This window comes from Polaromonas sp. P4_F9, from assembly GCF_056401235.1.
In genome coordinates, this window is sequence record NZ_JBFUJT010000036.1 from 41,114 (window position 1) to 52,306 (window position 11,193).

General features: G+C 64.3%; 8 protein-coding genes. 1 reads left to right on the top strand and 7 read right to left on the bottom strand.

Going from position 1 to position 11,193, the window contains the following annotated elements; genetic code table 11:
* Positions 1-8 precede the first annotated feature (8 nt).
* Complete coding sequence (ffh, locus tag AC1DUB_RS23890) at positions 9-1,367, top strand: signal recognition particle protein (RefSeq protein ID WP_477731644.1); 1,359 nt, start codon at positions 9-11, stop codon at positions 1,365-1,367.
* 163 nt (positions 1,368-1,530) lie between these two features.
* Here the strand turns inward: ffh and mdoH are convergent, their stop codons facing one another.
* The 7 genes from mdoH to AC1DUB_RS23925 form a co-directional block, all read right to left on the bottom strand.
* Positions 1,531-3,522: a glucans biosynthesis glucosyltransferase MdoH gene (gene mdoH, locus AC1DUB_RS23895; RefSeq protein WP_477731645.1), complete on the bottom strand. Its 1,992-nt coding sequence runs from the start codon at positions 3,520-3,522 to the stop codon at positions 1,531-1,533.
* Positions 3,498-5,138 carry a glucan biosynthesis protein G gene (locus AC1DUB_RS23900; RefSeq protein ID WP_477731646.1) on the bottom strand — a complete coding sequence of 547 codons (1,641 nt, stop codon included), beginning with the start codon at positions 5,136-5,138 and terminating at the stop codon, positions 3,498-3,500. The genes mdoH and AC1DUB_RS23900 overlap by 25 nt, the downstream gene beginning before the upstream one ends.
* A 241-nt stretch (positions 5,139-5,379) precedes the next feature.
* Complete coding sequence (locus AC1DUB_RS23905; protein ID WP_477731647.1) at positions 5,380-6,780, bottom strand: sigma 54-interacting transcriptional regulator; 1,401 nt, start codon at positions 6,778-6,780, stop codon at positions 5,380-5,382.
* A 4-nt stretch (positions 6,781-6,784) separates the two neighbouring features.
* Positions 6,785-7,459, bottom strand: coding sequence for a hypothetical protein (locus tag AC1DUB_RS23910; protein WP_477731648.1), 675 nt, complete (start codon positions 7,457-7,459; stop codon positions 6,785-6,787).
* A complete protein-coding gene (locus AC1DUB_RS23915; RefSeq protein ID WP_477731649.1) occupies positions 7,443-8,864 on the bottom strand; it encodes a sensor histidine kinase in 1,422 nt (473 codons plus the stop codon). The genes AC1DUB_RS23910 and AC1DUB_RS23915 overlap by 17 nt, the downstream gene beginning before the upstream one ends.
* A gap of 30 nt (positions 8,865-8,894) precedes the next feature.
* Positions 8,895-10,238, bottom strand: coding sequence for a tRNA (N6-isopentenyl adenosine(37)-C2)-methylthiotransferase MiaB (miaB, locus tag AC1DUB_RS23920; RefSeq protein WP_477731650.1), 1,344 nt, complete (start codon positions 10,236-10,238; stop codon positions 8,895-8,897).
* Between the two features lie 87 nt (positions 10,239-10,325).
* A complete protein-coding gene (locus AC1DUB_RS23925) occupies positions 10,326-10,781 on the bottom strand; it encodes a hypothetical protein (RefSeq protein WP_477731651.1) in 456 nt (151 codons plus the stop codon).
* Positions 10,782-11,193 lie beyond the last annotated feature (412 nt).

The following is an 11,193-nucleotide window of genomic DNA, read 5'->3' on the forward strand; positions in this document are numbered from 1 at the left end:
GCCTGCTCATGGCCTCAGCCCTTACCGACAAACTCTCCCGCCTCGTCAAGGAAATGCGAGGCCAGGCCCGCATCACCGAATCCAACGTGCAGGACATGCTGCGCGAGGTGCGCATGGCGCTGCTCGAAGCCGACGTGGCCCTGCCGGTGGTGCGCGACTTCATCGCCCGCGTCAAGGACAAGGCCCTCGGCCAGGAGGTGATGGGTTCGCTTTCTCCCGGCCAGGCCCTGGTGGGCATCGTCAACCGCGAGCTGGCGGCGACCATGGGCGAGGGCGTCAGCGACATCAACCTGGCGGCGCAACCACCCGCGGTGATCCTCATGGCCGGCCTGCAGGGCGCGGGCAAGACCACCACCACGGCCAAGCTGGCCAAGCACCTGATTGAAAAGCGCAAGAAAAAAGTCCTGACGGTGTCAGGTGACGTCTACCGGCCTGCCGCCATTGAGCAGCTCAAGACCGTGACGGCGCAGGCCGGCGCCGAATGGTTTCCGAGCACGCCCGACCAGAAGCCCGTCGACATTGCCAAAGCCGCGATCGACTACGCACGCAGGCATTTCTTTGACGTGCTGCTCGTCGACACCGCCGGCCGCCTGGCCATTGACGAAGCCCTGATGAAGGAAATCAGGGAGTTGCACGCCGTGCTCAACCCGGTTGAAACGCTGTTCGTCGTCGATGCCATGCAGGGACAGGACGCGGTCAACACCGCCAAGGCCTTCAAGGAGGCGTTGCCGCTGACTGGCATCATCCYGACCAAGACCGACGGCGACTCGCGCGGCGGTGCGGCACTGAGCGTGCGGCAGATCACCGGCGCACCGATCAAGTTCTCCGGCACCAGCGAAAAGATCGACGGCCTGGAGGTGTTTGATGCCGAGCGGCATGCCGGCCGCATCCTGGGCATGGGCGACATTGTCGCCCTGGTCGAGCAGGTCGCGGCAGGCGTGGATGTGGCCGCGGCGCAAAAGCTCGCCGCCAAGATCAAGTCGGGTGACGGCTTTGACCTCAACGATTTTTTAAGCCAGCTTCAGCAGATGAAGAACATGGGCGGCTTGTCCAGCCTGCTCGAAAAGCTGCCGGCGCAGATGGCGGCCAAGGCCGGCCAGGTCGACATGGACAAAGCCGAAAAAGACATCAAGCGCAAGGAAGGCATCATCCAGAGCATGACCCCGCTGGAGCGTCGCAAGCCCGAGCTCATCAAGGCCACCCGCAAGCGCCGCATTGCGGCCGGCTCGGGTGTGCAGGTTCAGGAAGTCAACCGCCTGCTCAACGAGTTTGAGCAGATGCAGGGCATGATGAAAAAGATGAAGGGCAGCGGCATGATGAAGATGATGAAGCGCATGGGCGGCATGAAAGGCATGCCCAAATTCTGATTCCATTTCTACTTCAAAGCGATAGGTCGTTGCGCCGCCTTGCCGTGCTGTAGCACTGTCTGCGGCGGCGCGCCTACTCTCGCATTGAATTAGAAATGGAATCGGGGCCATCTGCCCACAATAAAAGCCGGTTGAAGCGGCTTTTATTGTGGGCTTCAAAGCGTCAGGCCGCCTTCAGCCACGGCTGGGCCCGCCGGCTGGCATGTAGCCAGGCGCGGCGCAGCACGGCCGGTGACCGGGTTTCTTCTGGAATCAGCAGGTAGCTTTGCGCGCGCAGGGCCGCGCCCACCCCCACCTGGCTGGTGAGCACGGTCATCGGAATCGCCAGCAGCAGGGGCAAGCCCACAGGCAGCAGCCAGACCAGGGCGCCTGCGTCAATCATCGCAATGCCGGCTGCCAGCAAGGCGATCACGCCGCTCATCGGGGCGAGCTGCGCCAACGCGTGCCGCCAGAGCACGGCTGCGGCCTCGCGCGGGGGCGATTTCCATTCCAGCTTCAGGCCCGTCAGGGCAACCACGACAAACAGCGAATGCGCCAGCATGCGAATCGGCGCCTGCAGCAGGGCAATGAGGGTTTCCAGCAGCGCGCTGCGCAGCAGGCTGGCCGTGCCGCCGTACGCCTGTTGCTGGCGGTTGATCAGCACGGCCGCAAGGCCGAGGATACGCGGCAAAAACAGCATGCACAGCGTCCAGGCCCAGAGCGACACGAGTTCGCCGGGCAGCAGGGCCCAGTCGCTCATCATGGGCGAGCCCGACAGCCACAGCGCCGTTCCCAGTGTCAGGAAGCACAACCACAGCGGCGCCGACAGGTAGGCCATGGCACCGGTGGCAAACATGGAGCGGTGCACCGGATGAATGCCCGGCTCTGCAATCAGGCGCGAGTTTTGCAAATTACCCTGGCACCAGCGGCGGTCCCGCTGCAATTCTGCGAGCAAGTCGGGCGGCTGCTGTTCATAACTGCCCACCAGGTCGGCCACCAGCCAGACGTGGTAACCGGCGCGGCGCATCAGGGCGGCTTCCACGAAGTCATGCGACATGATGCTGCCCGCCATGCCGCCCGTGCCCTTGATGTGCGCCAGTGCGCAGTGCTGCATGAAGGGCTCGATGCGGAGAATGGCGTTGTGACCCCAGTAGTGCGACTCGCCCATTTGCCAAAACTGCATGCCGAGCGTGAAGAGCCGGCCCGTCACGCGCGAGGCGAACTGCTGCGCACGCGCATGCAGCGTCACATGGCCGATGGCCTGGGTCGCTGTCTGGATGATGCCGGCCCTGGGGTTGGCTTCCATCAGCTTGACCATTGAGACCAGGCAATCGCCGCTCATCACGCTGTCGGCATCCAGCACCACCATGTAGCGGTAGTCCTTGCCCCAGCGGCGGCAGAAGTCGGCCACGTTGCCGGCCTTGCGGTCGGTGCGGCGTTTGCGCAGGCGGTAATACACCTCGATCTGCGGCTGCTCTGGGTGGGCGGCCAGCTGGGTGCGCAGGTCTTCCCATGCGGCCCGCTCGGCCTTGATGATGGCCGGATTGCTGCTGTCCGACAGCACAAACACGTCGAAGTTTTTCACATGGCCGGTCATCGCCACCGACTCGCAGGTGGCGCGCAGGCCGGCGAACACGGTGCGCACATCTTCATTGCAGATCGGCATGATGATGGCCGTGCGGGTCGACTCATTCAGCGGGTAGTGCTGCACCTTTTTGGCCGACAGGGCCCGGGCATCTCCGAACAGCGTCACATAAAACCCCATCACGGCCGTCATGAAACCTGTGACCACCCAGGCCGACAGCAGCGCAAACAGGCTGATCTGGCCGTACTCCAGCCAGGCGTTGTCATAGTCGGGCTGCATGTCGGCAAAAATGCAGGTGGCCAGTACCGTGCTGACCAGGGTCAGCACCACGAAGATGGCCCGGCGGCACTGGGCCGCGTGCTGCCAGGGCTCCAGCCTCTCGCGCGGCAACACGCGGGCCGGCCTCGGGGTGGTCAGCCTCACCAGGGGCATCAGCGCGGCCGTTCCCAGGCCGTTCCAGAAGCCGCGCCATGGACGCGGCACCATGGCGCCGCGATGGATGGGCGGTGCGGTGACCGAGTTCGGGTGACGCTCCTCCCGCAGGGGGCTGCGGCTACCGGGCTGGATCAAGGTGTGATGAGGTTGGTCCATGTTTCACTCAAGGTGTTGCTGTTGTGTTGAAGGAAGGCGCGCAGTTCGACCGGCTGGGCCGGGTTGAGTCGCTGCACGCGCAAGGTCATGCGCCAGGTGCCCGTGGCAGGGTTGCGGTAAGCCAGGCTTTCGAGCACGCGGCCGTTGGCATTGGCGGTGGCAATGGCCCGCACGGCGGCGTCTTCGGGCAAGGCCTCGAGTGCCGGACCCGCAAAATCGATGACGAACTGGATCTGCTGGTTCAGCGCCTTGGTATCGAGCTTGGAATAGCCGGTGCCGCGGCGCGATTGGGTGACCCAGCCGTTGGGCGGCAGTTGCTGGTTTTTGCCTTGCCAGGCGATCTGCCAGGACAGGTCCAGGGACTCCCCGGGGGCCGGCATCCTGTCGGGTACCCAGTAGGCCGCCACGTTGTCATGGGTCTCGTCCGGCGTGGCAAATTGCAAAAGCTCCACGCGACCGGCGCCCCAGTCGCCGACCGGTGTCACCCAGGCACTGGGCCGGAGTTCGTAACGTGCTTCGGTGTCCTCATAGCTGTTGAATGCGCGGTCGCGCTGCATCAGGCCGAAGCCCTTGAGGCTTTTCATGCGAAACGAGGTGACCAGTGGTGAGGCAGGGTTCTGCAGTGGACGCCACAGCCATTCCCCCTCTCCGGTCGCAATCATCAAGCCGTCCGAGTCGTGTACCTCGGGCCGAAAGTCGCCGGGGCGGGGCTGGTTTTCCCCAAAGAAAAACATGCTGGTCAGCGGTGCCAGCCCCAGCGTCTTGACCGGCGTTTGGGCGCCCGGCTGCTTGTTGTCCCGCATGAAGATGCGTGCCTGCACCGTGGTGGTGGTCTGTTCACCCGGCGTGATGTCAAAACGGTAGGCGCCCGTCATGCGCTGCGAGTCCATCAGCGCGTAAACCGTGAGCCGCTTCGCATCGGCTGCGGGTTTTTCCAGCCAGAAGTCCGTGAAGCGCGGAAACTCTTCCTTGCCACCGCCCACGGTGTCGACTGCCAGGCCGCGGGCTGACAAGCCGTAACGCTGGCCTGTGCCCAGCGCCCTGAAGTAGCTGGCGCCCTGGAATACTGCCAGTTCGTCCTTGTAAGTGGCCGAGTTTAGGTTGTTGAAAACGCGCAGCCCGCCGTGGCCGAGGTCGCCCCACTTTTCTGGCGACAAGCTGTTTTTTCCGTAATTGAATTCGGCGGGGCGGTAGGGGACCGGCTTGACGCCTTCGGGCGTGATCTCATGGATGCGAACCGAGGCCACCTCCCTGCCGATATGGAAGAAGTTCACTTCATAGGGGAGCTTGTCGGCCCGCCACACCGTGCTGGCCGGGTTGAAGCGGATGTCGCGGTAACCGTCGTAGTCGAGGTTGGCGAGTTCTGCCGGCATGGCTTGTGCGGCGGGTTTGAAGGGTGTCTGGGCACGCTCGCGGGCCAGGCCGGCGACGTCTTCCAGGCTCCAAGCGCGGGCTTGGCTCGTGCCCAAGGCCATCAGCCCCAGCAGGCCCAAGCATGCCAGGGCGGCCAGCCGGGCCTGCCAGCGGGGGCCACCGCTGCCTAAGACAACGGGGACAACAGGGGCTCGGGAACCGGCGAAAACTTTGTCGCGAAACGGGCTGAAAAAGGTTTCCATCGCTTGACTAGGGCAAACCCTGTGCCAGTTCTGAAAACCCCTTTCAAATCAACCACTTGGCCAGGATGTTTCGGAAGTGGCGGCCACACATCCGTAAAAACAGGTCCAAAGTCGCCTTTTTGTCGCCTGAGAGCGACAGCCTTCTGCGTCTGCAGAAAAAATCCCTTTGAAATCAGGGGCTCAAGGCTGTCGCCAGCCAGCGACTGCCTGGCGGCGGGGCCCCACCGTCCGTCAGGGCCCGTCAGGCGGTGGAGGCGCTGTCGGCCTTGAAATGCCCGGGCGTCAAGCCATGTTTTTGCATCAGGCGGTAAAACTCGGTGCGGTTCCGGTCGGCCAGGCGCGCGGCGTCGGCCACATTGCCATCGGTCAGCTTGAGCAGGCCGACCAGGTAGTCGCGCTCAAAACGTTGCCTGGCTTCGGCAAAAGTGAGTACCTGCACACTTGGTGAGCGAAGGGCGCGCTGCACCAGGGCCAGCGGCACGAGCGGCGTGGTCGACAGCGCACAGACCTGCTCCACCACGTTGTAGAGCTGCCGCACATTGCCCGGCCAGGCGGCCGTGGTCAGGGCCTTGATGGCTTCGGGGGCGAAGCCGCTCAGGCGCTTGTCGTACTTGCTGGCCAGCTTGATGAGGAAATGGTTGGCCAGCAGGGGAATGTCCTCGCGGCGCTCCGACAGCGGCGGCAGCGTCAGTGTCACCACATTGAGGCGGTAATACAGGTCGGCGCGGAACTGGCCTTCGGCCATGGCGGCGTCCAGGTCGCGGTGGGTGGCCGAGATGATGCGCACGTCCACCGGGATGGACTGGCTTGAGCCCAGGGGCCGCACCACCCGCTCCTGCAGCACGCGCAGCAGCTTGACCTGGAGGGCCGGTGGCATGTCGCCAATTTCGTCGAGCAGCAGTGTGCCGCCGTCGGCTGCCTGGAACAAGCCCTTGTGACTGGCCACCGCGTCGGTGAAGGCGCCCTTGACGTGGCCGAACAGTTCCGACTCCAGCAGGGCCTCGGGGATGGCGCCGCAGTTGACGGCGATAAAGGGTTTGCCGGCGCGCGGGCTGGCCTGGTGGATGGCCTGTGCCAGCAGTTCCTTGCCGGTGCCGCTTTCACCGCGCAGCAGCACACTGGCGTCCGATTGCGAGATCATGCGCGCTTCCGCTAGCGCTTCGGCCATGCGGCTGGAGCGGCTGATGATCTGGTGTTGCCATGCCTCGGGGCTGCCCCGCCTGGCCGGATGCGAAGGCGCGCTCAGCGCCAGGGCCTGCGCGATCTTGTCGAGCAGGCCCTTGCCATCAAAAGGTTTGGTCAGGTAGGTGAACACGCCCCGCTCGGTCGCCTCCACCGCATCGGGAATCGTGCCATGCGCCGTCAGCAGGATCACGGGCAGCGAAGGATGCTGGGCGCGGATGTCGTCAAACAGGGCCAGGCCGTCCCGGCCGGGAAGCTGCACGTCGCTCAGCACCAGCTGCGGCCGCTCGATATGGATCTGGGTCATGGCCGCCTCCGCAGAGGTGACTGCGGTCACGCGGTACCCCGCCGCGGTGAGCCGGATCGTCAGCAGGCGCAGCATGTCCGGGTCGTCGTCAACGACCAGCAGATGGGCCGACTGTGAGACCGGCGCTGCGGATGGCGTGGAGGAGTCGGTCATGAGGTCATGGCGCCGGGGGCCGGCCACGGTTGGTTGGTACCGGGGCCGATGCGGGCGCAGCAGGGGGACGGCTCGCCAGGCTGCGTTCAATGGCCTTGAGCGCTTCCAGCCTTTCATTGGTCTGGTCCAGCCTGCGCTGCACATCGCGCATCTGCTGGTTCTGTTTTTCAAGCTGCTCTTCAAGGCGGCGCTGCTCGGCAAAACGCGAGGCCAGCAGGCGGGCCAGCGGCTGCAGCGCCTGGGCTTCCGCGTCTGCATTGCCGAGTACCCGGGCGAGCAACTCCTGCGCCCGTATCAGGTCTGGCAATTGATGAAGCTGGCTCAGGACCAGGGACAGCCGCAGCTGGTCGGCGGGAGCGGACGCGTCGCCCAACCGTGCGAGCTCCTGGCCCAGTTCGGCGGGCGGCATTACGCGTACCCGCTCGGCATAGGCCAGCATGCGGACCACGGCGTCCGGCTCGGCCGGTGGGGCAGGCTTCGCTGCGCCAGCCGGCTGGCCGGCATTGGCACGTGCAGCGCGCTCGGCTGCGGTAGCCGGTTGTGCGGCTGTCTTGCCCGCCGCGTCGCCGACGCCCTGGCTGGAAGGGCCGGCACTGCAGGCCGCCAGCGCAGCCGCAGCCACCAGGGCCAGCAGGCCCGCGTGGGTGCGGCGATTAAAAAAGTCAGGGTTTGGAAACATGGGGAAGCTCAATCCGGAAGTGTGCACCAGGTTGGTCTGGCAGCAGTTCGAGGCGCCCGCCGTGCGCAGCAATATATTCGTGCACGATGGACAAACCAATGCCGCTGCCGCGTACCACGTCGGCGGGTTGCCGCTCGCCACGGTAGAAGGGCTCGAAAATCCGCTCTCGGTCGGCTGCAGCCACGCCGATGCCCTGGTCGTGAATATCAATGCGTACCCGGCCCGGCAGCGCAGCCAGCTCCAGGCGGACCATGCCCCTGGGCGGTGAGTAGCGGATGGCGTTGGACAGGAGGTTGGCCAGCGCAGTCCCGATTTTCTCGGCGTCCAGCTCCATCCTGAGCGGCTCACCCACGACGGCGACTGACAATTCCCGTGCACGCCATTGCAGGCGCTGCGCGTCGACCTGATCCTCCATGAGCTGCAGCAGGTCCACCGTCTGCCTGCGCAACTGGCGCGCTTCGAACGCCGCTGTATTGAAGCGCAGCAAATCCTCAATCTGCCCCTGCAGCACGCCGGTGTTGTGCTTCAGGATTTGCGCAATCTCGCGCTGGTCATCGCTCAAGGGTCCGGCCACGCCGTCTTCCAGCAGTGACACCCCTTCTCGCAGGGACGCCAGTGGCGTCTTGAGCTCATGCGAGATATGGCGCAAAAAGCGGGACTTGTCGGCATCGAGCTCCACCAGGCGCAACCGCAGCCAGTTCAACCGCTGCCCGACCAGAGCCAGATCGGCCGGTCCCTGGATCGCAATCACCTGGTCCAGCCGGTTTTCACCGAGGCCCACAATGGCATGTTCCAGCCGCTTCAGGGGCAGGGTGAACCAGATGCCGAACGCCAGCGCCATGACCACCGCCAGTGCAATGGCCCAGCCCACCTGCTGCGCCAGGCGCTGGCGGCTGGCTTCCAGCCGGCCTTCCAGCGATTTGTTGCGTTGCTGAATGGCTTGCTGAACCTGCACCGCGATGGCCGCATTGACCCCCTCCAGTTCGCGAAACTCCTGCGCCAGCTGGCGTTCCCGGTCCAGCGCGGTTGCCGGCGGGCCGGGCATCAGGCTGACAACGGTTTGCAGGTGCGCGCGCCATTGCCGCGCTTTCGCGTTCGGGATGCCTTCCTTGACCAGGCTGTCCAGGATGGCCGTCGACTCGCGGACTTCGTCGCCAAAGCGCTCACGCAGCACCCGGTCGTCGAGGACAACCGACTGCCTTGAGGTGCGTTCCATCGAGACGCTGCGCTCGCCCAGCGACTGGGCCGCGCTGCCCAGTTCAAGCGCGCGGGCCGCGTTGTCACGGCTTTGCAGTGTCAGGTCTTCGAGGGTGAACAGCGCGCGCAGCGAAGCGGCGCCCAGCAAGGCGGCGATCAGCAGGAACGCAATGACCAGCAGTTGCCGGAACGAAAACCGTTGCAGCATGTGCTTGGCGTACTGGCGCAACGAGCCGCCTCAGGCCGGCATGGCGATGTCCCGGGTCAGGACTTCGCCGCGCAGTGAGCGCTGTGTGGCCGCCGTGATGGTGATGTCGATCATCTGGCCGATCAGCCGCGGTTGGCCCTTGAAATTGACCACGCGGTTGCACTCGGTGCGGCCCATCAGTTCGGTCGGGTCCTTGCGCGACGCGCCTTCCACGAGAATGCGCTGCACGGTACCCAGGCGGCTGGCGCTGATGGCGCGCACGCTGTCGTCGATCGTGGCCTGCAAATGCTGCAGGCGCCTGAGCTTGACCTCGTGCGGCGTATCGTCGTGCAGCGCGGCGGCAGGTGTACCGGGCCGCGGGCTGTAGATGAAACTGAAGGAGGTGTCGTAGCCGATCTCGTCAATCAGCTTCATCATCTTGCCAAAATCTTCTTCGGTTTCGCCCGGAAAGCCGACGATGAAATCGCTGCTCATGGCGAGGTCGGGGCGGATGGCGCGCAATTTGCGAATGGTGCTTTTGTATTCCATGGCGGTGTAGCCGCGCTTCATGGCCATCAGGATGCGGTCCGAGCCGTGCTGCACCGGCAGATGCAGGTGGTTGACCAGCTTGGGCAGCCGGGCATAGGCGTCGATCAGGTTTTGCGTGAACTCGTTGGGGTGGCTGGTGACATAGCGGATGCGTTCGATGCCGGGAATATCGGACACATATTCCAGCAGGGTGGCAAAGTCGGCGATCTCGGCCGTGCCGCCCATGGGGCCACGGTAGGCATTGACGTTTTGTCCCAGCAGCGTGACTTCCTTGACGCCCTGGTCGGCCAGACCCGCCACTTCGACCAGTACGTCTTCAAAGGGGCGCGAGACTTCCTCTCCGCGCGTGTAGGGCACCACGCAGTAACTGCAGTATTTTGAACAGCCTTCCATGATGCTGACAAAGGCGCTGGCGCCTTCCACACGGGCCGGCGGCAGGTGGTCGAATTTTTCAATTTCAGGAAAGCTGATGTCGACCTGCGGTTTGCCCAGTCGCTGGCGTTGCGACAGCAGGTCGGGCAGGCGATGCAGCGTCTGGGGGCCGAACACCACGTCGACATACGGTGCGCGCTGGATGATGGCCGCGCCTTCCTGGCTGGCGACGCAGCCGCCCACGCCAATCAGCACGCCTTTTTCCTTCAGGTGCTTGACGCGGCCCAGGTCACTGAAGACTTTTTCCTGCGCCTTTTCGCGCACCGAGCAGGTGTTGAACAGGATCAGGTCGGCTTCGTCCACGTTCTGGGTGGGCTCGTAACCTTCCGCCGCATGCAGCACGTCGGACATCTTGTCCGAGTCGTACTCGTTCATCTGGCACCCGAAGGTTTTGATAAAAACTTTTTTGCTCATGATGTGCTATGTAAATGATAGCTATGGTCGCCCTTGAATGAAGGGCAAAAGGGGCGGGAGGCTTGCTTGGCGGTGGATGACGCCAGATTACTGCTTGTAGGCTGGCAGCTGCGTGTAGGGCGTCTTGCCGTCGTCCGCGGGAGCCGCAGCCGTGCCGGTGATGAAGTTGAAAACGGTGCCGGCGGAACCGGCCCGCTTTTCCCTGGCTTCTTCTGCGTTGAGGATCCAGACCTGCTGCACCTGGCCGATGTTGTCGCGCAGGTAGTTGACCACCAGCGTCTGGTTGGTCAGCGGACCCGGCAGGACAAAGTGGTTGTTGGCATCACGTATGCGTGCACCGACCGAGAGACGGTCAGCTTTGCCGTTCAGGGAAATTTCCGGAGGCGCCAGCACCGTCATTTCGCCGCGCAGGGCGGCTTTGGGAAATTCCCGGATCTTGAGCGGAGCTTCGTCTGTCTGGGCGGCAATCGGCGTCGTGATCAGGCCGGCAGCGGCGGCTGTCAGGACCAGGACGGCGATCAGGCGGTGGGTGCAGCGGTTCATGGTATGTGTCCAGAGGCTGTGAAAATTAAAGAGAGGTCGGCGGGCGCCTCGGCGGTTGCGGCCGATTCATCGGCATGTCCCGGTTTGCGAGGCTTTCGCAGGCGTCTGTGCTCGGCTTGGCAATTCTACCGCACTGCCCGAAAAACTTTATGAATCAACGGTTTAAAGCTTCGACCTGAAGTCAATACCCCGGATCAATGGCTCAGAACCTGTTTACGATCTAAACGGGGCCGCGCAAGCACCTTCTCGGGATGGGATGCAAGGCGCGGTGCGCCGCCCATAGCTTGGGCTATGGGCAAGCGCCGCAACGCCGCAGACCGCCCGAGAAGGCGCTTGCCCTTCGGGTTGGGGTGAAATCGGGCGATTGAGCCACCCGGGCCCTTGCATGGGCATGAGCCCATGCGGCGGACCC